The 21,398-nt window shown below is 71.7% G+C and carries 25 protein-coding genes; 11 read left to right on the top strand and 14 right to left on the bottom strand.

Translation table 11 applies throughout. From position 1 onward, the window contains the following. Positions 1-170 precede the first annotated feature (170 nt). The 4 genes from ACZ6TV_RS51110 to ACZ6TV_RS51095 form a co-directional block, all read right to left on the bottom strand. A complete protein-coding gene (locus ACZ6TV_RS51110) occupies positions 171-299 on the bottom strand; it encodes an ALQxL family class IV lanthipeptide (protein WP_344500148.1) in 129 nt (42 codons plus the stop codon). Between the two features lie 65 nt (positions 300-364). Further along, complete coding sequence (locus ACZ6TV_RS51105; protein ID WP_465308263.1) at positions 365-493, bottom strand: ALQxL family class IV lanthipeptide; 129 nt, start codon at positions 491-493, stop codon at positions 365-367. Then, a complete protein-coding gene (lanL, locus tag ACZ6TV_RS51100; protein ID WP_465308261.1) occupies positions 490-3,225 on the bottom strand; it encodes a class IV lanthionine synthetase LanL in 2,736 nt (911 codons plus the stop codon). The genes ACZ6TV_RS51105 and lanL overlap by 4 nt, the downstream gene beginning before the upstream one ends. A 243-nt stretch (positions 3,226-3,468) precedes the next feature. Next, on the bottom strand, positions 3,469-4,005 hold the full coding sequence (locus ACZ6TV_RS51095; RefSeq protein WP_465308259.1) for an ABATE domain-containing protein: 537 nt from the start codon (positions 4,003-4,005) through the stop codon (positions 3,469-3,471). 49 nt (positions 4,006-4,054) lie between these two features. Between ACZ6TV_RS51095 and ACZ6TV_RS51090 the strand changes: the two genes are divergently transcribed. Both ACZ6TV_RS51090 and ACZ6TV_RS51085 read left to right on the top strand, forming a co-directional pair. Then, entirely contained in the window at positions 4,055-4,594 is a 540-nt protein-coding gene (locus ACZ6TV_RS51090; protein WP_465308257.1) for a GNAT family N-acetyltransferase, read from the top strand. Positions 4,595-4,749: 155 nt separating this feature from the next. After that, positions 4,750-5,433 (top strand): hypothetical protein, encoded by a 684-nt coding sequence (locus ACZ6TV_RS51085; RefSeq protein ID WP_465308255.1) that lies wholly within the window; start codon positions 4,750-4,752, stop codon positions 5,431-5,433. A gap of 29 nt (positions 5,434-5,462) precedes the next feature. Here the strand turns inward: ACZ6TV_RS51085 and ACZ6TV_RS51080 are convergent, their stop codons facing one another. After that, positions 5,463-5,840, bottom strand: a complete 378-nt coding sequence (locus tag ACZ6TV_RS51080; protein WP_465308253.1) for a DUF4267 domain-containing protein — start codon at positions 5,838-5,840, stop codon at positions 5,463-5,465. Positions 5,841-5,940: 100 nt separating this feature from the next. Between ACZ6TV_RS51080 and ACZ6TV_RS51075 the strand changes: the two genes are divergently transcribed. The 4 genes from ACZ6TV_RS51075 to ACZ6TV_RS51060 all read left to right on the top strand — a co-directional run bounded on the left by ACZ6TV_RS51075 (position 5,941) and on the right by ACZ6TV_RS51060 (position 9,053). Continuing rightward, a complete protein-coding gene (locus ACZ6TV_RS51075; RefSeq protein WP_465308251.1) occupies positions 5,941-6,513 on the top strand; it encodes a TetR/AcrR family transcriptional regulator in 573 nt (190 codons plus the stop codon). Between the two features lie 72 nt (positions 6,514-6,585). Continuing rightward, a complete protein-coding gene (locus ACZ6TV_RS51070) occupies positions 6,586-7,035 on the top strand; it encodes an HIT family protein (protein WP_465308249.1) in 450 nt (149 codons plus the stop codon). 500 nt (positions 7,036-7,535) lie between these two features. After that, positions 7,536-7,952 carry a sigma-70 family RNA polymerase sigma factor gene (locus ACZ6TV_RS51065; protein ID WP_465308247.1) on the top strand — a complete coding sequence of 139 codons (417 nt, stop codon included), beginning with the start codon at positions 7,536-7,538 and terminating at the stop codon, positions 7,950-7,952. Between the two features lie 363 nt (positions 7,953-8,315). Beyond that, complete coding sequence (locus ACZ6TV_RS51060; protein ID WP_465308245.1) at positions 8,316-9,053, top strand: GAF and ANTAR domain-containing protein; 738 nt, start codon at positions 8,316-8,318, stop codon at positions 9,051-9,053. Positions 9,054-9,302: 249 nt separating this feature from the next. Here ACZ6TV_RS51060 and ACZ6TV_RS51055 read toward each other — a convergent pair whose 3' ends face one another. Continuing rightward, complete coding sequence (locus tag ACZ6TV_RS51055; protein ID WP_465308243.1) at positions 9,303-10,193, bottom strand: PAS domain-containing protein; 891 nt, start codon at positions 10,191-10,193, stop codon at positions 9,303-9,305. Between the two features lie 130 nt (positions 10,194-10,323). Between ACZ6TV_RS51055 and ACZ6TV_RS51050 the strand changes: the two genes are divergently transcribed. Both ACZ6TV_RS51050 and ACZ6TV_RS51045 read left to right on the top strand, forming a co-directional pair. Continuing rightward, the gene (locus ACZ6TV_RS51050) at positions 10,324-11,883 is read left to right on the top strand and encodes an ankyrin repeat domain-containing protein (protein WP_465308241.1); all 1,560 of its coding nucleotides are present in this window, start codon (positions 10,324-10,326) and stop codon (positions 11,881-11,883) included. 185 nt (positions 11,884-12,068) lie between these two features. Then, the gene (locus ACZ6TV_RS51045) at positions 12,069-12,341 is read left to right on the top strand and encodes a hypothetical protein (protein ID WP_465308239.1); all 273 of its coding nucleotides are present in this window, start codon (positions 12,069-12,071) and stop codon (positions 12,339-12,341) included. Between the two features lie 49 nt (positions 12,342-12,390). Here ACZ6TV_RS51045 and ACZ6TV_RS51040 read toward each other — a convergent pair whose 3' ends face one another. Together ACZ6TV_RS51040 and ACZ6TV_RS51035 are read right to left on the bottom strand one after the other, a co-directional pair. After that, positions 12,391-12,963 carry a hypothetical protein gene (locus tag ACZ6TV_RS51040; RefSeq protein WP_465308237.1) on the bottom strand — a complete coding sequence of 191 codons (573 nt, stop codon included), beginning with the start codon at positions 12,961-12,963 and terminating at the stop codon, positions 12,391-12,393. After that, positions 12,960-13,301, bottom strand: a complete 342-nt coding sequence (locus ACZ6TV_RS51035) for a hypothetical protein (protein ID WP_465308235.1) — start codon at positions 13,299-13,301, stop codon at positions 12,960-12,962. Before ACZ6TV_RS51035 ends, ACZ6TV_RS51040 begins: the two co-directional genes overlap by 4 nt. Positions 13,302-13,396: 95 nt before the next feature. Between ACZ6TV_RS51035 and ACZ6TV_RS51030 the strand changes: the two genes are divergently transcribed. Next, positions 13,397-13,606, top strand: a complete 210-nt coding sequence (locus ACZ6TV_RS51030; RefSeq protein ID WP_465308233.1) for a hypothetical protein — start codon at positions 13,397-13,399, stop codon at positions 13,604-13,606. A 279-nt stretch (positions 13,607-13,885) separates the two neighbouring features. Here the strand turns inward: ACZ6TV_RS51030 and ACZ6TV_RS51025 are convergent, their stop codons facing one another. Continuing rightward, a complete protein-coding gene (locus tag ACZ6TV_RS51025; protein ID WP_465308231.1) occupies positions 13,886-14,398 on the bottom strand; it encodes a hypothetical protein in 513 nt (170 codons plus the stop codon). Positions 14,399-14,598: 200 nt separating this feature from the next. On the opposite strand from ACZ6TV_RS51025, the gene ACZ6TV_RS51020 reads away from it, so the two are divergent. Continuing rightward, positions 14,599-15,120, top strand: a complete 522-nt coding sequence (locus ACZ6TV_RS51020; RefSeq protein ID WP_465308229.1) for a SigE family RNA polymerase sigma factor — start codon at positions 14,599-14,601, stop codon at positions 15,118-15,120. Between the two features lie 11 nt (positions 15,121-15,131). Continuing rightward, positions 15,132-15,854 (top strand): hypothetical protein, encoded by a 723-nt coding sequence (locus ACZ6TV_RS51015; protein WP_465308227.1) that lies wholly within the window; start codon positions 15,132-15,134, stop codon positions 15,852-15,854. A 101-nt stretch (positions 15,855-15,955) separates the two neighbouring features. On the opposite strand, the gene ACZ6TV_RS51010 is transcribed toward ACZ6TV_RS51015, so the two are convergent. The 5 genes from ACZ6TV_RS51010 to ACZ6TV_RS50990 are packed head-to-tail and all read right to left on the bottom strand — an operon-like array spanning position 15,956 to position 21,284. Then, complete coding sequence (locus ACZ6TV_RS51010) at positions 15,956-16,180, bottom strand: DDE-type integrase/transposase/recombinase (protein ID WP_465308267.1); 225 nt, start codon at positions 16,178-16,180, stop codon at positions 15,956-15,958. Further along, positions 16,123-16,599: a (2Fe-2S)-binding protein gene (locus tag ACZ6TV_RS51005; RefSeq protein WP_465308225.1), complete on the bottom strand. Its 477-nt coding sequence runs from the start codon at positions 16,597-16,599 to the stop codon at positions 16,123-16,125. Before ACZ6TV_RS51005 ends, ACZ6TV_RS51010 begins: the two co-directional genes overlap by 58 nt. Positions 16,600-16,610: 11 nt before the next feature. Further along, positions 16,611-18,863 (bottom strand): molybdopterin cofactor-binding domain-containing protein, encoded by a 2,253-nt coding sequence (locus ACZ6TV_RS51000; protein WP_465308223.1) that lies wholly within the window; start codon positions 18,861-18,863, stop codon positions 16,611-16,613. Continuing rightward, on the bottom strand, positions 18,860-20,059 hold the full coding sequence (locus ACZ6TV_RS50995; protein ID WP_465308221.1) for an oxygenase MpaB family protein: 1,200 nt from the start codon (positions 20,057-20,059) through the stop codon (positions 18,860-18,862). Before ACZ6TV_RS50995 ends, ACZ6TV_RS51000 begins: the two co-directional genes overlap by 4 nt. 16 nt (positions 20,060-20,075) lie before the next feature. Next, entirely contained in the window at positions 20,076-21,284 is a 1,209-nt protein-coding gene (locus ACZ6TV_RS50990) for an oxygenase MpaB family protein (RefSeq protein ID WP_465308219.1), read from the bottom strand. Between the last annotated feature and the right edge of the window lie 114 nt (positions 21,285-21,398).

Below are 21,398 nucleotides of genomic sequence, written 5' to 3'. Positions count from 1 at the left end.
TCCTACGTCCGGGCCGAGGAGTCGGTCCTGGTCGTGCCGCTCGCCACCTTCGAGCACTCCCCCTCCCCCCCCCCCCCCACCCCCACCCCCCCCCCCCCCCCCCCCCCCCCCCCCTACCCCTCCCCCCCCCCCCCCCCCCCCCCCCCCCCACGCCGGTGTTCAGGCCGGGATCAGTTCGTCTGGCAGGTCTTGCCGCAGGAGTTGCCGCCGCACGTGAACGAGCAGCAGCCGCCCTCCGGCGCCTTCGGCGCGTCCTGGTCGGCCGGAACGGCCTGCAGCGCCATGACATCGATGGTCATTGGATTTCACCTCCTCCGCTTCCGACGGGTCCGGGAACGGTGTGGGCCCGAGGGCCCGCACCGGGTCAGTTCGTCTGGCAGGTCTTGCCGCAGGACAGCCCGCCGCACGTGTACGAGCAGCAGCCCGCCTCCGGGGCGCCCGGCGCGTCCTGGTCGGCCGGAACGGCCTGCAGCGCCATCACATCGATGCTCATTGCATCTTCACCTCCTCCGTGGTCCGTTCGGTCGGGGACGGCGCGGCGAACGCCGCGCCGGGTTCAGGGGCCGTCACCGGCGGGTGGAACAGTCGGTCGCCGCCGTGCCGGAGCCGGGTGAGGAACGCCAGCGGGCCGGCGGCGCCGACGCCGTAGGAGGCCGAGAACTCGTGCCCGGACTCGTTCATGAGCACGGGCCGGCCGTCCCGGTAGACCCGCTCGGCCCACAGCTGCGCCGCCAGGTGCCGCGCCCAGTCCGCGAACTCGTCCAGCCCGGTGGCGGCGGCAAGGTCGAGCAGGAACTCGCCGCTGCCGGCCACGCCGTGGCAGTGCGAGGTGCCGACGTCGCAGCGGGTCGCGACGACCGCGCGGCCGGCGGCCACGGCGGCCTCGCCGTAGCGGGCCTCGCCGGTGTACGCGTAGGCCCGGGCCAGGAACGTGCCCACGCCGGACGAGCCGTTGCACCACCAGGTGTGCATCGAGGTCGAGCCGGGCCGGTCGGTCCAGTAGGCCGCGTCGCCGCGCCGGACGGCCACCGCGAGCAGCTCGTCCGCGCAGTCGCGGGCGGCGGCGGCGAAGTCGTCCCGGCCGGTGTGGGCGGCCGCGGCGAGCAGGAACGCGCCGATGCCGGCGGTGCCGTGGGCGTAACCGTGGGAGCGGTGACCGGCGAGCGTGGAGTCGAAGCCGGCCGGCACCGTCCAGGCGGTCGCGGCCGGGTCGCGGGCGGCCAGGATCGCCTCGGCGCAGCGGACCGCGCGCCGGGCCGTTTCCGGTCTTCCGGTGCCCGCCGCGAGGTGCAGCAGCGCCGTGCCGAGGCCGGCCAGGCCGTGGGTCTGGTCCGGGTTCGGCCACACCGTCGGCAGCCCCTCGGCGAGGGCGACCGCCCGGTCGGTGAGGTCGGGCCGGTCGAACGCGGCGCCGGCCTCGAACAGCGCCCAGGCGGTGCCCGCGAAGCCGAAGTGCAGGCCGGGCAGCCGGTGCGGGACCGTGTCGAGGTGGCGGGTGAGCCGGCGCAGCACGACCGGGGCGAGCTCGTCGACGAGGCCGCCGATCGTCCCACCGGCGCCGTGGCAGCGCAGACCGCTGAGCATCGCGAGCACGCCGCCGCTGCCGTACTGCACGGCGCACGGCTCGGCCGTCTCGCCCAGCGCGTACTCCCGCCACAGCCGGGGCCCGGTGTCGGGCGTGACCGTCGCGGCGAGGTGGCCGAGCACGCCGCCGACGAGCTCCTCCCACCAGCCGTCCGGATCGTCCGGCCGGTCCGTGGTGGGGTCGGCGGGCGGGGTCTGGCGGGCCAGGGCGATCACCTCGGCGAGCGGCAGGCGCTCACCCGGCTCGGCGCGCATCAGCCCGGTGACGATCCGGCGCACCGGATCGGCGAGCGTCTCCGGCACCGCCGGCGCGACGGTACGGCCCGCGACGCGCTCCTCGAGGGTCCGGTGCGGCGGCTCGTCCAGCGCCAGTCGCGGGTTGCGCCGGGTCGCGTGGAACAGCACCAGGGCGCCCAGCGAGTACAGGTCCACGGCGGCGTCCACGGGTGCGTTCCGGAACTGCTCCGGCGCGCTGAAGCCGGGGGTGCCGTGGCCGTCGCCGTGGACCGGATCCGCGGACCCGGGCCCGGTGCACCGCGCGGACAGCTCCAGGTCGATCAGGCGCAGCGTGCCGTCCGGCAGCGCCAGCACGTTGTTGGGGCTCAGGTCGCGCAGCACCACGCCGCGCCCGTGCACCGCCTTGAGGATCCGGGCCAGCCGCAGCGCGACGCCCAGCGTGTCCGCGGGCTCCGGCGGCGCGTCCGAGCCGCGCACCGACGCCCCGCCCGCCTCGGCGAGGGTCCGCCCGTCGAGGAACTGCTCGACGAGGAACGCGTGGCCGCCCTGCTCGAACTCGTCGACGAACTCGGGCACCACGCCCAGCCCGGCCAGGTGCCGCAGCATGGCGGCCTCGTGCCGCAGGTAGTCGCGGGCGTCGCGGCCTTCCGCGTCGGTGCCGACGTGCGGCCGGGCCTCCTTGACCAGCACGGTGGCGCCGGTGGTGCGGTCCAGGGCGCGGTACACGCCGCCCTTGTTCGCGTGCCGGATCGCGCCGCGCACCTCGTAGCGCTCGTTGAGCAGCACCCCGCCGCCCCCGCCGCTCCCGCCGGCAGCCGGTGGATCCGTGGCGAACGGCAGCTCGGCCCACGCCGGCGGGTCGAACACCGCCGGCCGCTTGTCATCGACCGGGTTCGTCTCCGGGTCCAGGACGCAGTCGCGGTACGTGCCGTCGTTGCCGAGCACCCGGAAGCCGTCGAACGCGCCGTACCGGTAGTGCACGAGGCTGCCCGGACGGTAGGCGCGGTCGGACAGGATGACCGGCCCCGGCAGGCCCGCCGTCGCCTCGTGCAGGCGCTCGGCGAGCTCGGTGAGCGTGGCCCGCTCCAGCGGGTACACCGTGATGAACTTGCCGGACTGCCCGCGGGGGCACTGGAAGTCGTTGAGCCGCTGCACGTCCGAGACGGTGCTCGCGAACTTGAACGACGTCGCGGTCGCCACGATGAGGTCCAGACACCGGCGCAGCACCTCCGGCGCGGACCACACGGTCGCCGACACGTGCAGCTTCCAGCCCTGCACCCGCTCCGGCCGCCCGGGCGGGTCGAGCACCGTCCACATGTCCCGGGTGGTGACCGTCCAGCCCTCGAGGCGGCAGGCGTCGATCCGGTCGGCGACGAGACTCGGCGGCTCGGGCAGCTCTGGCATGGCGGCTTCCTCAGGATCGGCGTCAGCGGCGAGAGCCACTTTGCCGATCCGCGGCGGGCCGCGACGCCGATCCCGGACCCCGGCGGACGCCGGCGGACACGGCCGGACGTCCGGCGCGGTCCTCCCGGCGGTCGCTTCGCTGGGTGCCGGTGGCACGCCGTCCGGGTCACGGCCGGACGTCCGGCGCGGTCCTCCCGGCGGCGGCTTCGCTGGGTGCCGCCGCACGCCGTCCGGGTAGCGCCGTCAGGACGGGGTGCGGCGGCGGTAGTACCTGGCCTGCCGGTCGCGATGGGCGCAGGACTCGTGGCAGTACCGGCGGCGCGGGTGATGCTGCACGAAGAACAGGCAGCAGTCCGGGGTCTCGCAACGGCGCAGCAGGCCGGCCCGGCCGTCGGTGAGCAGTCCGGCGCAGGCGGCGGCCAGGGAGCCGAGCAGCGCCACGTCGCCGGTCGCGGTGCCCCGGCGGTCCGCCACCAGCTCGCCGGTGGGCCGCCGGACGAGGTGCGGATACGTCGGCGCCTGTGCCGCGGCCGCGTTCACGTGCGCGATCGCGGCGGCGGGCGGTGCGGTGCCGGTGACCGCCGCCGTGAACAGCGCGTGGACGCTGTCGCGCAGGGCCCTGGCAGCGGCCGCGTCGCGTGCCGGTCGCACGCCGGCGGTGGTCCACCACAGCTTCGACAGCTCGGCCGTGCCGAGGAAGTCCTCGCCGCCGTGCAGCGTGTTGGCGAACTCCACCACCAGCGGCTCGGTGCCCAGGACCGGCAGCTCCACATCGTGCATGCGAAATACTCTATGCTGACGGTAACCGGATGCTGTTACCGTCAGCATCATGATGACCTGGCGGCACGTCACCCCGCGGGACTTCCCGCTGCTGGCCCAGTGGCTGGCGGCACCGCACGTGGCCCGGTGGTGGAATCACGAGACGTCGGCGGAGGCCGTCGAACGCGACTTCGGACCCTCCGCCCGCCGCGAGGAACCCAACGAGGACCTCCTGGCGTTCCTGGACGGCGCACCGCTCGGGCTGGTGCAGCGCTCCTTCTGGCACGACTACCCCGAATACGTCCGGGAGATGACACCGGCCATGACGGTGCCGCCGCGGGCGATGACGATCGACTACCTGATCGGCGACGTGGCGGACGTCGGGCACGGGATCGGCACCCGCATGATCCGCTCGGCGCTCGAGCGCCTGTGGGCCGAGCACGACGACGCCGAGTGCGTGATCGTGCCGGTGCACGCCGACAACGTCGCGTCGTGGCGGATGCTGGAGAAGGCCGGCCTGGCCCGCGTCGCCCACGCCGAGCTGGAGCCCGACAACCCGGTCGACGACCGGCGGCACCACGTCTACCGGGTGGACCGCCCCACGGCCTGATTCCCCGCGGCGCGGTCCCGTTCGGGTGTCGTACCCCCGGATCCGTGACCCACGCGACCGGATCCGAGGACGATGGTGCTGTCCGCACCGCACTGCGTTCGATCGACCGGTGCGGCGGGCATCAGGTAGCCGACCCCGATCGAAGGAGGCGGCTCATGCAACTCGACGCCATGGCCACGCTGCGGGCCGCACCGCGACAGGCCCACGTCTGGCTGCGCGCCGCCGGGCGCCAGGCAGGTCCCCTCAACGGCGTGCTCGGCTGGTGGGCGGTGACGAGCTTCGGCCTGCTGAGCCTGCTGCTCGCGGTCGTCGCGATGGCGTGGCCGTCGTCGGCGCGGACGTTCGGCGCCGCCGCGGTCGGCCTATGGCTGCTGTTCGTCGCCCTCGGCCGTTTCGGCGGTGGGCAGCTGCTACGCGCCCGGTACGGCGGCACCCGATGGTTGCAGTCCGGTGCCGCGCTGCTCGCGGTGGCCGGCGCGATCGTGATCCAGCTACCGGAGTACGACCCGGCGGTCGCGGTCGCGGCGATCAGTCTCGCCCTCGGTGTCGCGGCGGCAGGCGACGCCGGTGCCGCGGCACAGTTCCCCAGCCTCGCCCGCGGCTGCCTGCGCATGCGCGCCGTGTGCGGGCTGCTCGCCGCGTCGACGGTCGCCGTCGCACCGGCGACCGGCCTGGTCATCGCCGCCGCGTGCGTGGGCGTCGGCGAGCTCATGTTCGCGGCGCGCCTCCTGCCGGAGGTGGAGCGGCTGTCGGGGATGCTCGACCGCGACGCCCCCTGGACAGCCGCCGACGAGGACCGCGGTTTCGTGCTGCCGCTGCCGGACGCCGACCGACCGTAGGGCTTCGGTCGGCGGGGCGTGCCGTGTGGTCATGCGACGAACAGGAGCACGCTGATCGCCACCATCACGGCCGCGGTCGCCGCGTGGACGCCGTACGCCACCGCCTTGGGGCCGTTGCTGCGCAACACGATCAGGGCGTCGCCGGCGGGGATGCCGGCGGCGGCCAGCATGAACCAGCCCAGCAGGTGGGGGGTCGCGCCGGCCAGCAGGATGAGGACGAAGACTCCCGCGCCGATGTCCCGCACGGCCTTGACGCCCAGCCATGCCTGGAAGGCGCGGTCGCCGGTCGGGGTGTCAGGTATGCCGAAGCCGGCCGCCGCCTGTGGCGCCCGGAACGCATTCGCACCCATGAGGATGCAGCCCGCTCCGATCAGTCCGGCAAGCACGTTGGCAACGTAGATGAGCATCAGCGACTCCCTCTGGATGGCAATGTTGCTAGCGGCGCTAGACAACGTAGCAACGATAGATTTTCTGCGACAGGATGTCTAGCGTTGCTAGGATGTGGTGATGTCCGCCATCAGTGAGCGCCGCGAGCGGGAACGGGCCCACCGTCACCAGCTGATCGTCACCGCCGCGCGTGAGCTCGCGGAGACCGAAGGCTGGGAGGCGGTCACCACCCGGCGACTGGCCGAGCGCGTCGAATACAGCCAGCCGGTGCTGTACAGCCACTTCAACGGCAAGGACGCCATCGTCAGCGCCGTGGCCCTGGACGGGTTCGGCGAACTCGCCGAGCACCTGCGCCACGCGCGGCAGGCGGCCGCCGAACCCGGCGAGGCCCTGCGGGCCGTCTGCGTCGCATACCTGGACTTCGCGGCCCAGCGACCCGCCCTCTACCAGGCCATGTTCATCCTGCCCAGCAACCTGAAATTCGCCAGCGCCGAGACGCCGCCGGCACTGCAGGCCGGCTTCGACGAGTTCGTCAACTGCTTCCGCCCGGACGACACCCGCCGCGAACTGGCCGCCGAGGTCGTCTGGAGCGCCCTGCACGGCATGGCCGTCCTGTCCGAAGGCGGCCGCATCCCCACCGACCTGCAGGCCGAACGCGTCGACTTCCTCATCACCCATCTCGCCGGCAACTGAACGCATGTTCGTCGGGTGGCGCCGGCGAGAACTGCATTGCATCGGTCTGAGCGCGCTGGAACTCTTGCGCACATGACACAGAACGGGGCATCGGCGGCACAGGGGTGCATCTTCTGCGCGATCGCGGCCGGACAGGCCGAGGCCAGTGTGGTGTACGAGGACGAGACCGTTGTCGCCTTCATGGACCTGAACCCCGTCACGCCCGGCCATCTCCTCGTCGTGCCACGCGGGCATGCGGTCGGTCTCGAAGACCTCGACGCGGCCACGAGCGCTCACGTCTGGTCGGTCGGTCATGCCCTGGCACGAGCCTTGCGCCGCTCGACCCTGCGCTGTGAAGGAATCAACGTCCTCGTCTGTGACGGCGAAATCGCCTTCCAGACGGTCTTCCACTTCCACCTGCACGTCATCCCCCGCCACGCAGGAGACGGCTGGTCCCTCAAGACCAACCCGCCGGAACGCGAAAGGTCGCTCCTCGACAGCGACGCGCAAGCGATCAAGGACGCCATCGCGTCGACGGATTGACTGGTCACGTCCACTCAGTCCGGCCAAGCCGCCGCGGGCCTGGCCGAGTGGTGTCTCTGATCTTCAAACTGCAGTACCCTGTGAATCAGGACCGCACATCGTTCAGTGGCAGCCCGGACCTACCTGTTGCTGCCCGCGGACACGACGCACCACGGCGCATCCGCAGTACATTCGCCGATGCTGCCACCTTCGACCAGCCGCCTGGACCTCGCGGACGCCTTCATCGTATGCAACGGCAGCGCGCTCAGTGCTGACCCGACGGTTTCGCCGGTCGACCCGACAACGGTCGACTCGTGCCCGGCGGGGAGTTGCGTCACTGGCAAGGAGCACCCGTCCATGTCCACGACTGTCCGCCGCTCGACGCCCCCGGCCTTGGGCGAGCACCGCCGTGCACCTGCCGCGTCCCGGGAGACCACCACCGCGGATTGCGCGCGAAGGGCCGCCACCCGTGCTGTGAACGGCCGCGGTGACCCGGTCGTCCCGGACGCGCGACGCGCCGGATGGCGGGCGACCGACGAGTTGTACCTGCCGCTGGCCCGGCACCTCGCCCGGCGGTCACGGACCTCGCCGCCCGCCTGGGCATGACCGAGGAAAGCATCATCGAGGGCCTCGAAGTGACCCGCGTGTACCGGTCGCTGTCGCTGGACGCGCCCACCGCCGGCGGTGACCGTACCGCCGACCTCGGCGACCTGCTCGGCACCGCCGATCCGAACCTCGAGCGGGCCGAGGAACGCGAAGCGTTACGCCCGCTGTTGAACAGGCTTCCCCTGCGGGAGCAGCGGATCGTGACGCTCCGGTTCTTCGGCAACCTCACCCAGGAACAGATCGCCACGGAACTCGGCCTGTCCCAGATGCACGTCTCGCGGCTGCTCACCCAGTTGCTGCACATGCTGCGCCGGGGGTTGAACGCCGACTAGCGCCATCGGTCCCGGCGCCGGCTTCGTTTTTCGTAGTAGTCGAGCCGGATGTTCCGCGTTCTCCGCATAGCGTTCGTCAGTACGCGCGATGCAAGCTGACTCCGGAGCTGCGTTCTGCCGCCCGCCGGTGCCATCGCCGTCCTGCGCGTGTCAGAGCGGCATGTCTTGCGGACACCTCGTGCTGGGAGGCACTGTCCGCAGCCTCCGTGCGCCCGTGGTGGCCGCCGAGCGCGAGGGTGGCACGGCCGATGGAACTGTGGAGCGCTGCATGTCAGATCGTCGATGGACGGCCACGGTTGATCCCGCCGGCGGCACAATCGTCCGTCGGTGGCGCATCGGCACCCGTGCGAGCCGGAGGCACGCATGAGCACCATTTCGGCCGGACGTCTCGCGGAAGTCTTCGTCGCGGTCGCCGACACCCTCGTCGACGAGTTCGACATCATCGAGTTCCTGCACATGCTCGCCGACCGGGTGGCGGACCTCCTCGCCGGCTCGACCGTCGGACTGCTGCTGGCCGACCCGCACGGTCACCTGCAGTTCGTGGCCGCGTCGGACGAGACCACGAACCTGCTGGAGCTGTATCAACTGCAACGGCACGGCCCTTGCCTTGATGCCTTCCGTACCGCCGAGCCGGTGCACGGCACCGATCTGTGCGATGCCACGGCTCGCTGGCCGCGGTTCGCGCCACGCGCCGCGGCCGCCGGCTACCGGTCCGCCCACGCCTTCCCGCTGCGACTGCGCCACGACGTGATCGGCGTCATGGGGGTCTTCGGTACCACCGCCGGCGACCTCGACGACACCGACATCCCGATCGTGCAGGCCCTCGCCGACGTCGCCGCGATCAGCCTGCTGCAGCGGCGCGCCATCAGCCACGGGGACGCTGTCACCGAACAGCTGCAGGGCGCCCTCAACAGCCGGATCGTCATCGAGCAGGCCAAAGGCGCGATCGCCCAGGCACACAGCATCGGCGTCGACACCGCCTTCAACCTGATCCGCGAGTACGCCCGCCGCAGCAACCGCCGCCTCAACGAGGTCGCCACCCTCGTCGTCAAGGACCTGCACAGCCTCCCCGACCTCACCGCACACCACCAACGGCTCTAGGCTCGCCACCGGCCAGCGCCGCCGGCGCCGAGCTCTCACCCCACCGACACGCGCCTGGACACGCCGGCGGAGCCTGCCGATACTGAATCTCCACCCGACCGACGGGACGGACACGCCCTCCGGTAACCGGTCCCCGGCAGTCCCGGGTCGCGCCCGATGCACGCGCCGACGGTGACGGGAGATCACGATAGCTACCGCGGTGTTCGAGACCAGCGATGTCGATGTGGCCGAGCAGTTGCTCACCGACGTCTACTCTCGGATGCGGCTGAGCGTGAGTGACCCGTCCTCCTCACTGCGGATCACCACCACCGACCTCAGCCCCGAGGCCTGGTTCAGCCAGGTGACCCTCGGATGCGGTTGAGCGCGCAGTGCGTGGCCCTGGGCGTCATTCCGATCGCACGGGTGTGCGCGGGCACCGCCTCCTGGAGCAGCGAGCCGGAGCAGACCGCCGGGCCCGGCGACGTGCTCATCTCCGTGCCGCACGACCGTGACTGGCACAGCACCCTCGCCGGCCTCGACCTGGACATGGCCTACCTGGACCCCGCCCTGCTCGCCCGTGTCGCGGACGGCCCGCCAAAGGTCGGGCAGGTCCCGCGGTTCATCGACCACCGGCCGGTGCCCGCAGCCGCCGCCGGCGGCGATGTCGGAGTCGGCCAGGAGGTAGCTCGCGGCCATCTGCACGCTGGGCAGGACCGGTACGCCGGGCGGCAGGAGTTCGCGTTGCAGTGCATCGACGAGCTGCTGGGCGTGCCCATAGCGGCGTTCGGCGTCGTCGAGCTGGGCCCGCGCCGCCAGGCGTTCCTGGACCCGTTGGGTCACATCGGTCATGTCGCAGGTCACGCCGACAACGGCGCCGTCGGGGCCGAGGCGTGGGGTGAAGTCGAGGTCGGCGTAGAAGTCGATCCGGCCGCCTGAGTTCGGTCGGTCCACCTGCGCGCGGTACTCGTGCAACACGAGCGGTTGGCCGCTGGCCAGCACCTGGTCGAACGGGGTGAGGACCTGTTGGGGCAGGGCGGCGGGAAACACCTCCCGCAGCGGTAGGCCGATCATGTCTTCCCGGTCGGTGAAGGCCCGATAGGCGCCGGTCACGGCGACGATCCGGTGTTCGGCACCTGCGGTCGCGACGATCATCCGCCGCAACTGGTCGAAGACCTGCCGGACCGGACCGTGCTCACCGGCGCGCCGATCCAGCGCCTCGTCTGAGCAGGTGGTCGCCGCCGAAAAATGTCAGGGGGTCCTCGTAGCATCCGGGGTGAGACGGGGGTGCACGATGGTCGGAGGGCCGTTCGCGGCGCTGGATGAGTGGCGGCTGATCCGCCGGTATGCGGTTCCCGCATGGATGATCGCCGAATGCACCGAGGCGCGGGAGCGCGGCGACTGGCGGGCCGCGTGCGAGGCGGCGCGGGTCACGGTCGCGTTCGACGACGCCGGGCCGGTCGCCGACCTGCTCGCAGGGTTCGCGCCGGACCTGCTGCGCTGGCACCTGCCACGGGCGCTGGACGGCACGGCGGCGCTGCTGCCGGGGATCCGCTACGTGCTCGCACCCGAAGGACCGGTCACGGCGGAGACCGTCGTCCTGGGCGTCCGGTCGCCGCGGTGGGTCTCCGCGTCGCAGCGCCTCAGTTTGCGTGCGGTGCGCGTCGGCGACATCTCGCCAGGACCGGTGTTTCCGGTGCCGCCGCACATGTGGGACGCGCGCCGGGCACACGAGCTGCGGGCGCTGCCGGTCGACGAGTCGACCTGGGTGAACGATCCGTGGGTGTCGGCCGGCTGGATCATCGACGCGCCGAAGTCCCGCCGGCACATGCGCGATGACCGGGAGTTGCTGCGCCTCACGAACCCGCGGCTCGCGGCGGTCGAGCTGCGGCGGGTCGCCGCGCAGTATGGGCAGCAGTCGTGGGAGCTGCGCTCCGACGGGCTCAAGTGGCTGTCGTTGTATTCCAAGCAGCTGCGGCTCGAGGTCGCCGGCCGGCGCAACCGGGTCGCTGTCGCCGATGACGACCAGACAGGGGCGTATGGAGGGCGGGCGCGGCCCGAGGAGCCGACCTCGGTCGAGTTCTGCCTGCACTCGTCGCTGCTGCGCGGCGCGGTCGACCTGGAGCTGGTCCAGCACGGGCGGCTCGACGTCGCGGAGGTGCATCCGCTGGTGCGGGCCGCCCTCTTCCCGTCCAGCGTGGCTGCTCCGGATTTGGTGCCGTCCGCGTCCCGCACGCCGGCCGGTTTCCGGGAGGGTGGGCGGGTCAGGGTTCGCTGCGGCCCGGACTGGCACTGGCTCGCCCTGCGGGGCGGGCAGCTGGAGCCGCTCGACCACACCGCCGAGGAGCGACGGCGTGAGCTGGCGCTGCGCGCGTTCGGCGGGTCGCTGCAAGGCTGTTTCGCCGCCGAGGTGGCCTGGCATCAGGGTGGGGGCCGGCTGCCCCGGCGACTCGCCGAGTATCGCCGCGACCTGTGGCGCCGCATGCACCACGGCGGCGGCAGGGTGGTCGGCTCCTTGCTCGACGAGGGCATGGACCCGCAGGTCCGTGACAGTGTCGGCAGGACGCTGCTGCACCGGATCCACCAGTTCGAGCACGCCGGCGTGCTGACCCGCCTGCTCTCCGCCGGCGCCGACGTCAACGCCGTCGACCAGCGGGGTTACACGGCCATGTGTGAGGCCGTGGTCCACGGCGCCCCGGCCGAGCTGCTCACCGCCCTGGGCGACGCGGGTGCCATTCCCCGGCTGTCCCGGCTGGATCCGGCGACCTGGCCGGAGCCGGAGCCAGCGCCGTCCGAGCCGTCGACACCGTCCGTGCCATCGGCGGCGGGCCGGGATTACGCGGACGTGGACTAGGCGGTCGGACAGCAGGTTTCGGCGAAGGTGCCGACGGTCGCGGATCAGGTGGTGGCTGCCGCGTCAGGAGCCGGGCGGCGGCGCCCGGGTGGTGCCGATCTGCTGTGCGGGCACCGGGCATTGGATGGTGACGAGGCGATGCAACGGCCTGATGCCCCGCCTCGGCGGGCAGGACGCAGGCTGCGGTGCCGGCGACCTTGCCGTCCTGCGTCTGGGCCACCGTGGCGGTGTATGTCTGCGCGGCGAGGTCTTCGAGCGACTCCAGAACGTTCGCGGGCTCGGCGACGGATGACGTCCGGCCGATGTCCTTCAGCGTCTGCTTGGCGAAGCCCAGCTGCGCCGGCGCGGGCGTGGCGGTCCAGGCAGTGCGGTGGTCGCGGCACGTCTCCAGGAGCGCGGTCACCGCGGGTGGCGGCGACAGCAGCATCACCATCGACCACCTCGCCTTCACCAACTGACGATCCCGATCGTGGCCCTGCGCACGTGGCAGGTCCACGACCGGTTCGATCAGTCCAGCACCGCCGAGATTCTCGCGTCCACGATCTTGACTATCTCCGCGAACCGGGCGGCGTCGAGACCTGGTTCGCGATAGTAGATCTTCACCGTGTACAGGCCGTATCGCGACCAGTACACCCACAGCGAGCACGGCTCGTTCTGCCGCCCGGTCAGAAGGCAGTAGATGAGTGACTGATCCGCTGACACAGGCACGCCGAGCGGGGTTTCACGCACTCCTTCGGGACCGAAATCCTCACGGTCATTGATGCGCGGATCCTCCGCGGAGTATCCGTACCGCGCCGCGGCCCCACCCGAGTGCTCGATGATGCTCTGCACGAAACGGTCCCGGCTCCTGGCGTTGACCCACTGCCTGGTGAGCTCCCCGCCGACCGCCCGCGCGGAATCCTCCTGCCATTGCTCTCCCGACAGCAGGCCGATAGTCGACGGAGGCACCAGCAACGCGTCCAGCGGTGCCCGGTGCCCCGCCTGCAACCGATGCGCCACGACCGCCGCCCCGGCCAGTACGCCGGCCACGACGAACGCGGCCACCAGCCAGCGGACCGAGGAGCGGCTTCGCGTGATCATACGGATTGCGCCTTACCGTCGCCTGGAAGTGCGGCCATGAGCAGGTTGACCGGCCCGTCCGGGGTCGCCGCCGGCTGCGCCGCGAGATCGGCCAGCCAGCAGGCGTCCGTCGTGCGGCCCATCGGGGCGCACGGGTGCGCCGACTCGACGTACACCTGCGCGGCGCCCGGCACCTGCGCTCTGGCGTGTGCCTGCATGAAGCCGCCGGCGGGCTGTCGGTATCCCTTGTCCGTGAGCGGGAGGCGGCTGTAGACGGCCGAGCCGCCCGCGTCGGCCCGCGGATAGGTGACCGCGTCCGGCAGTGTCTCCTCCAGCCCGTGCCGCACGCAGTGCGGCACGCCCTTCCGCGGTGTATTTCTGGACGGCGAGCAGGTCGACGGCGCCGTCGCGGACGAGGCGCACGATCTGGTCGGGCCGGGCCTGGCCGTAGAGCATGTTGACGGTCATCACCCGCAGCGTCGGCCCTGCCGGAACGTCGGCGTCGGCGATCCAGCGCGGCAGGACGCACGCGGCGAACGCGATCGTCACCGCCGCCGCCGCGACCGCCGGCCAGATCCGTTTCGTCAGCATCGCGAGCGCCGGCGGTACCAATGACGCCACCGCGACGTACGGGGTGAAGGCGATGAGCTGGATGGTCAGGTAGCCGCTCTCCAGGCCGAACACCCGCGTCGTCGCCCATCCCGCGAACGGCGCGATGAGCAGCCACAGCAGCACGGTCAGCCACCGGCGCCGCGGGGTCGCAGCAGGAGACGCGCGCGGCAGAGATCCCTCGGTGCTGATCATGCCGCCACGGGTAGGGGCATGAGCGAGCCGGCCGCTGATGGGTCGCCAACCGCTCACTTGTCAGGCATGCAGCATCGCGTCCCGCACGTCGCTACAAGTCAGACGCGTTCGAGGCGACCTCGAGCGATCGGCGGTCCGGTCAGGGCAGCGAGCCAAGCACGAACAAGGCGCCGACGAGCAGCGCCGGCACCAGGTCCCACGACGACGGCCGGCTGCACCATATTGCCCACGCCGGACCGTCCGCGGCCGGTGGCGGCATGGACGGCCGGTTCCGCCGCCTCGACGGCGGGCGGTCGGAGTAGGCGCGCCGGGCCGCGGCAGACCTGGCGAAACTCAACCCCGACATCGCGAACCCGACAACCACCACACCGATGCCCACGGCGCCGGTCCAGGTCTCGACGGCCCGACCGAGCAACGGGCCGGCGCCCCAGGCGCTGATGATCGCGATGGGGACCCCGCAGAGCGCGAAGAACACCCAGGCATACCCCCGGCTGATGTTGGCGTGCTGCGCCGAGATCCGGTTGTACGGCGCCTCGGCGGCAGCGGACCGCAGGCTCGCAGCGTCGGGGTCGCCGTACACCTTGGCAAGCGGCCAGGCGATGACCACGATCAGCGCCCAGCCGGCATCGCGCAGCTTTGGTACGTCAGCCATCGGCCAACCTTAGGAGGAACTTGCCGTCGAGGTAGTGATGGTTGACCGGGTCGCCGCAGGCATCGTCGCACGCGGAGCACGATCCCCTGGCCACCGGATTACCCGGAAAACCTCACTGAGCCCCGGGGCCGGGGACCGCGCGGACCGACCGGCACCGGCGAACTTCCGGGTCATGCAACCTCGGCGCCGGCGCATCCGTCATGCGGGGTGTGAGAGGCGATCGAGACAAGCAGTTCCACGAATTCGTGCTGGCACAGCGCGCCGGAATGCTCCGGACGGCCACGCTGCTGACCGCGGGCGACCACCACCTGGCCGAGGACCTCGTGCAGTCGACACTGACCAAGCTGTATGTAGCTTGGCCGTCTTTCCAGCGCGCCGACAACCCGCAAGGCTATATGCGGCGCGCCCTCGTCAACGCACTGACTGACGAACGGCGGCGACTGTGGCGGCGGCGGGAGCGCCCCACGGCCGAGTTGCCGGAGGTGCCACGGACCGATCAGCGTAGCGAGCCCATGGCCGACGGCTTGCGGATCGCCTTGCGCGAGCTGGCGCCGAAGATGCGCGCCGCCGTGGTGTTCCGCTACTTCCACGATCTCACCGTGACCGAGACCGCCGAGGTTCTCGGCTGTTCGGAGGGCACGGTGAAGAGCCAGACCTCCCGCGCGCTGGTTCACCTGCGTACCGCTCTGGAAATCCGTCCGGCCGCCCCGGCCCTTTCCTGAAAAGGAAGAACATGGACATGCATCGCCGCTTCGACATTCTCGCGGGCCCGGAGGTCACGCCGACCATGGATGACATCAACGCCGACCTCGACCGTGGACGCCGCGCATTGCGTAAGCGCCGTACCATGCAGGCGCTCGCCGGGTCCGCGTTCGCCGTGGCCGTGCTGGCGGCCGGCCTCGTGATCGTCACCACCGACGTCCCGGCCCCTGCGGCGCCGACCGCGGCGCAGAGCCAGGGTCAGCGGCCGGCCGGCGGCATCCGGCTCGTCGCCTACACGGGTAGCCAGCCCAAGGGCTACACCATCGACAAGGTCCCGGACGGGTTCGAGATCCAGGCCGACAATACGGCCGAGCTGATCCTGGCGCCGAAGGACGCCCTCGACAAGAACCCGCAGAGCTTCGTCGGCAAGATCGGCATCATGCTGCAGTCCAGGGATTCGCAGTATGTTCCGCAGGGCAAGAAGGTCAAGGTCGGCGGCCTGGAGGGCGTTCTGGTACCGCAGGCACCGGCATCGTCATCCGCTGCCACGCCGCCAGCGCAAGATGCCACGCCGCCGGCGCGAGACGTCACCGACCCCACCACCCTCTGGACCCAGACCCTCTGGATCAAGCAGCCCAACGGCGTCTACCTGTTGGTTCAGTTCTGGGAGGGCTTGGCCCTGAGCGAGTCGGACATGCTCACCATCGGTGCCGGCATCCACGTGCACGAGGACGCCATGCTGGGCGTCGGCTGAGCAAGCCGGCGCGAGTGCGGGGCGAGCCGGTTCGGCTCGCCCTGCACGGCGCTGTTGCATTCGCCCATCGGAGGGCGCGTTCGGGCAAGTGTGGCCGGTCTTCAGATGGTGGTTCTGAGCCGGTGCTTGAGCTGACCGTGGTCTGCCTCGATCGGGTTGTTGGCGTACTGCTCGACGTGGTGCCACGTTGACGGGATCAGCTCGTCGAGGATCGCCGGGTACACGTGCGCGGCGTCCGTGAGGACCTCGGTTGGTGTCGCCTTCCGCGCTACATGCGCTTCGCGCCGTCCTTGATGGCGGCGCGGATGCGGGGGTACGTGCCGCAGCGGCAGATGTTGCGCAGGGTGTCGAGGTCCGCGTCGGTGATGTCGCGGCCCTCGGCGGCGGTGCGGCGGACGAGGTCGACGGCGGCCATGATCTGGCCGGGCTGGCAGTAGCCGCACTGGGCCACGTCATGGTCGAGCCATGCCTGCTGCATGGGGTGCAGGTCGCGGCCGGCGGTCGCGGCCAGGCCCTCGATGGTGGTGACCTCGTCGGTGGGGCCGAGGTCCTTCACCGGGATGGCGCACGGGTTCACGGCCCGGCCGTTGAGGTGGCTGGTGCACGCCTTGCAGACGTTGATGCCGCAGCCGTACTTGGGGCCGGTGATCCCGAGGAGGTCGCGCAGCACCCACAGCAGGCGCTCGTCGTCGGCGGCGTCGACGGTGACCTGCGAACCGTTGACGCGGAAGGTGTGCTGGGGCATGCGAGCGGCTCCTATGCAAGCCCGTCGGTGGGCGACGGCGGGATCGGCGGGACGGTCGGCTTGGGGGTGAAGGCCAGCGTGCCGTGGTTGATCGGGAACGTGGTCGGCATGGTGCCGGTGGCCCGGCCGTAGGCGCACGCGACCGCGGCCATCGACGCGGCCACGCCGAGCTCGCCGGCGCCGCCGGGTTGCTCGGACGTGCTGGGCATGACGATGACCTGCAGGTCGGGTGGGGTGTTCCACTGGCGGGTGTAGAAGTAGTTGTCCCAGCTGGCCTCGAGGAAGTACCCGTCGCGCAGGTGCAGGCTGGACGTCAGCGCCAGGGCGATGCCGTCCATGACGCAGCCCATCATCTGCGCCTCCAGGCCGCGCGGGTTGACGGCGAGGCCGACGTCGACGGCGACCACCGCGCGGGTGACGCGGGGGCCGGCGACGCCGTCGCGGACGGGGCGGTTGACAGTGGCGGGCCGGCAGTCGAGCTCGACGAGGACGGCGCTGACGGCCTTGTACTCGGCGTGCAGCGCGATGCCCTGCGCCACGCCGGCCGGCAGGGAACGGCCCCAGCCGCCGGCGGTGGCGACCCGGTCGAGGACGGCGCGGGAGCGGTCGTCGCGCAGGAAGGCCCGGCGGAACTGGTACGGGTCCCGGCCCATGCGGGCGGCGAGCTGGTCGACGACGAGCTCGCGGGCGCAGGTGACGTCGGGCGAGTAGACGTTGCGCATGCTGCCGGTGTTGAAGCCCTTGTCGGTCTCGTTGAGCAGCCGGCTGGTGACCCCGAAGTCGTATGACATCGTCTGGCTGAGCTGGAAGAACGTCTCGGAGAAGCCGATGTCGCCGACGGGCAGCCGGGCGGCGAAGGCGGTGATGATCTCGCCGAGGCCGTGGCTGAGGTCGGTGGCGACGCTGGTGTGCCGCTGGTCGTAGCTGAGGACGGTGTTGCCGAGGTACGCGGCGCGCACCCGCGACGTCGCCATCGGGTGCACGCGGCCCTGGCGGGAGTCGTCGGCGCGGTGCCACATGAGCTTCACCGGCTTGCCGATCTTCTGGGACACCTCGGCGGCCTCGAGGGCGGCGTCGAAGAACAGTTTGCGGCCGAACGAGCCGCCGCCCTCGGTGACGTGGACGGTGACGGCGCCGGCCGGCAGGCCGAGCCTGGCGGCGATCGCCTGCTTGGCGACGATCGGTGCCTTGAGCGCCGACCAGATCTCGGCGCGGCCGGCGCGGACGTCGGCGATGGCGCAGTTGGGCTCCAGGGCGCTGTTGTTGCGGAAGTGGAAGGTGAAGCGGGCGTCGACGGCCGGGGTCGGCGGCCGCAGCCCGATCGGCAGCTCGGCGAGGGCGAGCTCCTGCCGGATGGTCTGGTCGGACTTGCCTTGGGCGGTGCCGGGCCGCCAGGTGACGCGGAGGGCGCGGACGGCGTCGACGCACTGGCCGAACGTCTGGGCGCGGACGGCGACGCCGGTGCCGATGACGACGACGTGGGTGACGCCGGGCATCGCCTGGACCTCGGCGAGGTTGGCGACCGAGCCGACCTTGCCGTTGATGGTCGGCGGGCGGCAGACCATGGTCGGTTTGGCGTCGGGGACGTCGAGGTCCATGGCGAAGCGCTTGCGGCCGGTGACGGCGTCACGGGCGTCGACGCGGTTGTGGGGCTTGCCGATGACGGTGAAGCTCTCGCGGGCGGTGAGCTCCACCGTCATCTGTGTGGTGCGGGCGCTCGCCGCCGCGACGGCGAGCGCTCCGATGTCGAGGTGCCGGCCGGAGCGATCGGTGATCACTCCGGCCCGCAGGGTCAGGTCGGCCACGGCGGTGCCGAGGGACTGGGCGGCGGCCTGCAGGAGCCGGGTCCGGGCGATCGCGGCGGCGACCCGGATCGGCGTGTAGGTGGCGATGGTGGTGTTTGACCCGCCGGTCAGCTGGTTGAACAGCAGCTCGGGCCGGGCGTCGGCGAGCGTCACCCGCACCCGGTCCAGTGGCACGGACAGTTCCTCGGCGATCAGCATGGCGCTGGAGGTGGTGATGCCCTGCCCGACCTCGGCGCGGGGCAGCGCGAACGACACGGTGCCGTCCGGGGTGACCTCGACGGAGATGAGGCCCGAGGTCGGCAGGGCGGCCACGGTCATGAGGTCGTTGAGGTCCACGATGTCGGTGATGTCGGCGGCGGCGGAGGCGGGTGCGGGGGCATCCAGTGCGGCGGCGGTCACCAGTACAGGAGCGGCGACGACGAAGCCGATGAACTGCCGCCGCCGGATGCCCTCGCTCACGACGGCCGGTTGATGGTGGGGATCTCGATCTTCGTCTCCTGGCCCTTGGTGAGGTAGAAGAGGATGTACTTGCGGACCGCCTCGTCGACGACCCACGCGGCGGCGGGGACGAGCGGCAGTGGCATGAGGCCCTCGCGGAACTTCACGAGCGGCGGCCAGACGGTGGCGATCAGCGGGTCCCACACCGGCTCGCGCGGGATGGCGTCCCAGTCGGCGACCTGGTTGCCCACGAGGTAGCGGGCGAGCGCGTTGCACAGCGGCCGGCTGACGCTGCCGGGGCTGGTCTGCTCGGCGAGCTGGCCGAGCAGGACGTCGGTGAGGATGACGCCTTCCGGGGTCGGTCCCATGTTGCGGGGCAGGACCTGGTCGGACTGGGCGTTCGCGGCGGCCCACGTGGCGGGGATGTACTCGTCGCGGATGCCGAGCAGGTGCGCGGTGACCTGCCAGACGTGCAGGTAGGCCTCGGCGTCGGCGGCGGGGATCGGCACCTTCCACTCGCGCATCTTGCGCATCGCGAAGGTCGGCAGGGTGTGCCAGGTGACGAGCATGTCCTCCTGGCTGATCGGGATGGTGCCGTCCCAGTGCGGGGACTGCTGCAGCAGGTGCCGGACGGCGGCGTGCACGAGCCGGGTCTTGACGGCGTTGACGATGCAGTTGCCGTCGGGGCGGTAGGCGTTGAGCGCGCCGACGGCGAAGCCGAGGATGCTCGTCTTGGCGACGCGGTCCTCCATGTCGGCGCCGCCCTTGGAGTAGTAGACCGCGCGGGCCTCCTTGGGGATGGCGGTGCTCAGCATGCCGCCGCCGACACCGTTGAGCAGGTTGAGGTAGAGGCCGCGGGACTTGTTGAAGGTGGCGGCGGCCTCCAGCTTGCCGCGGTCGGCCCAGTCCGGCAGCTGCCGGGCGTGGTCGATGAACGCCTTCACGTCGGCGGGCAGGCCGGCCGGCGTGGGCTGGTCGTTGCGGGTCCAGTCCCACAGCAGCCGGTTGACCTCCGGGACGCCGCCGCGGTCGAGCAGCGACGCGACGAGCGGGTCCGCCTCCTCGTCCCACACCCAGCGCGGGTCGGCGCCCGCGCCGGCGCCGGCGATCGACCCTTCGGGGGCCCAGGTCCAGGCCGGTGTCGCGACGCTCAGCGCGCCGAGCGCCCCGAGGGCGCCGCCGGCCATCAGCACTTTGCGTCTGCTCAATTCCGTCATATCGATGATGTCCAATTCATGAAGGGCGGTTGGTCTGCGGGATCTCGATGCTGATCGGGCCGGCTTCGGACAGGAACAGCAGCGCCGCCTTGCGCAGGAACTCGTCGAAGAGCCAGTACGCCTGCGGGGCGAGCGGGAAGGGCAGCAGCCCTTCGCGGACGGCGATGAACGGCCCCCAGGCGACCTTGAGCAGCGAGTCCCAGAGCGGCTCGCGCGGGATCCGCAGCCACCCGGCGATCTGGTCGCCGAGCATGAAGCGGGTGAAGGAGCCCAGGATCGGCTTGGTGAGGATGCCGGCGTCGACGACGGCGCCCAGGCTGAGCAGGATGTCGGCGAGCTTGATGCCCTCCGGGGTCGGCGCCAGGACCGGGGTGAGGACCTGGGCGGCCTGCGAGTTGGCCTCGGCCCACGACGCGGGGATGTACTCGTCGCGGATGCCGAGCATGTGCGCGCCGACCTGCCACGAGTGCAGGAACGCGTCGGACTCTGCCGCGGGGATCGGCACCCGCCAGTCGGTCAGCTTCTGCATCACGGTGGTCGGCAGGCTGTGCCAGGTGACCATCATGTCGCGCTGGCTGATCGGGATCTGTTCGTCGGCGGCGCCCGGCCAGTACGGCGACTGCGGCAGCAGGTGTCGCACGGCGGCGTGGACGAGGCGGGTCTTGACGCAGGTCACAATCATCTCGCCGTCGGGCTGGTAGGCCTTGAGCGAGCCGATGTCGTAGCCGAGCTTGGCGGTCTTGGAGATGCGGTCCTTCATGTCCGCGCCGCCCTGGGAGTAGTACACGGCCCGGGCCTCGTGCGGGATGACGGTGCTCATCATGCCGCTGGCCAGGCCGTACAGGACGCCGAGGTAGAGGCCGCGTTTGCGGTTGAACTCGACGGCCAGGGCCAGCTTGCGCTGGTCGGTCCACGCGGGCAGCTGGCGGGCCCGCTCCATGAAGTCGCGCAGGTCGGCGGGCAGCCCGTCGGGCAGTGGCTGACCGTTCTTGGTCCAGGTGCGCAGCAGCGCGTTGACCTGCGGGACGGCGCCGCGGTCGAGCAGTGACGCGACCAGCGGGTCGGCCTCGTCGTCCCACACCCAGCGCGGGTCGGCGCCGGGTCCCGCGCCGGCCACCGACCCGGCGGGCGACCAGCTCCAGGCCGGCGTGGCGATGCTCAGCGCGCCGAGCGCGCCCAATGCAGTGCCGGTGGTCAATACTTTGCGCCGGCTGATGTTGCCCATGCCTTCGCCTCCTTCGAGTACCGGACCGGCGGTGATACGATGAAACGCATCCCGCGTCCGTGTATCATCGATGACAACACATGGTGTCGGCAATCACAAGGCATCCAGTGACAT

It is taken from the genome of Dactylosporangium sp. NPDC051087 (assembly GCF_055586325.1).
Note: the sequence above shows the minus strand (reverse complement) of the source record. Positions and strands in the feature narration are given on the sequence as shown.

Excerpts from the sequence above, each read along its gene's own strand:
- ACZ6TV_RS51080 (WP_465308253.1), bottom strand. The coding sequence starts at position 5,840 with ATGCTCATCTACGTTGCCAACGTGCTTGCCGGACTGATCGGAGCGGGC.
- ACZ6TV_RS51005 (WP_465308225.1), bottom strand. The coding sequence starts at position 16,599 with ATGCCCCAGCACACCTTCCGCGTCAACGGTTCGCAGGTCACCGTCGAC.
- ACZ6TV_RS51085 (WP_465308255.1), top strand. The coding sequence starts at position 4,750 with ATGCAACTCGACGCCATGGCCACGCTGCGGGCCGCACCGCGACAGGCC.
- ACZ6TV_RS51050 (WP_465308241.1), top strand. The coding sequence starts at position 10,324 with ATGGTCGGAGGGCCGTTCGCGGCGCTGGATGAGTGGCGGCTGATCCGC.
- ACZ6TV_RS51060 (WP_465308245.1), top strand. The coding sequence starts at position 8,316 with ATGAGCACCATTTCGGCCGGACGTCTCGCGGAAGTCTTCGTCGCGGTC.
- ACZ6TV_RS51015 (WP_465308227.1), top strand. The coding sequence starts at position 15,132 with ATGGACATGCATCGCCGCTTCGACATTCTCGCGGGCCCGGAGGTCACG.
- ACZ6TV_RS51090 (WP_465308257.1), top strand. The coding sequence starts at position 4,055 with ATGATGACCTGGCGGCACGTCACCCCGCGGGACTTCCCGCTGCTGGCC.
- lanL (WP_465308261.1), bottom strand. The coding sequence starts at position 3,225 with ATGCCAGAGCTGCCCGAGCCGCCGAGTCTCGTCGCCGACCGGATCGAC.
- ACZ6TV_RS51075 (WP_465308251.1), top strand. The coding sequence starts at position 5,941 with ATGTCCGCCATCAGTGAGCGCCGCGAGCGGGAACGGGCCCACCGTCAC.
- ACZ6TV_RS51020 (WP_465308229.1), top strand. The coding sequence starts at position 14,599 with ATGCGGGGTGTGAGAGGCGATCGAGACAAGCAGTTCCACGAATTCGTG.
- ACZ6TV_RS51105 (WP_465308263.1), bottom strand. The coding sequence starts at position 493 with ATGAGCATCGATGTGATGGCGCTGCAGGCCGTTCCGGCCGACCAGGAC.
- ACZ6TV_RS50990 (WP_465308219.1), bottom strand. The coding sequence starts at position 21,284 with ATGGGCAACATCAGCCGGCGCAAAGTATTGACCACCGGCACTGCATTG.
- ACZ6TV_RS51065 (WP_465308247.1), top strand. The coding sequence starts at position 7,536 with ATGGCGGGCGACCGACGAGTTGTACCTGCCGCTGGCCCGGCACCTCGC.
- ACZ6TV_RS51070 (WP_465308249.1), top strand. The coding sequence starts at position 6,586 with ATGACACAGAACGGGGCATCGGCGGCACAGGGGTGCATCTTCTGCGCG.
- ACZ6TV_RS51040 (WP_465308237.1), bottom strand. The coding sequence starts at position 12,963 with ATGATCACGCGAAGCCGCTCCTCGGTCCGCTGGCTGGTGGCCGCGTTC.
- ACZ6TV_RS50995 (WP_465308221.1), bottom strand. The coding sequence starts at position 20,059 with ATGACGGAATTGAGCAGACGCAAAGTGCTGATGGCCGGCGGCGCCCTC.
- ACZ6TV_RS51095 (WP_465308259.1), bottom strand. The coding sequence starts at position 4,005 with ATGCACGATGTGGAGCTGCCGGTCCTGGGCACCGAGCCGCTGGTGGTG.
- ACZ6TV_RS51030 (WP_465308233.1), top strand. The coding sequence starts at position 13,397 with ATGTTGACGGTCATCACCCGCAGCGTCGGCCCTGCCGGAACGTCGGCG.
- ACZ6TV_RS51110 (WP_344500148.1), bottom strand. The coding sequence starts at position 299 with ATGACCATCGATGTCATGGCGCTGCAGGCCGTTCCGGCCGACCAGGAC.
- ACZ6TV_RS51025 (WP_465308231.1), bottom strand. The coding sequence starts at position 14,398 with ATGGCTGACGTACCAAAGCTGCGCGATGCCGGCTGGGCGCTGATCGTG.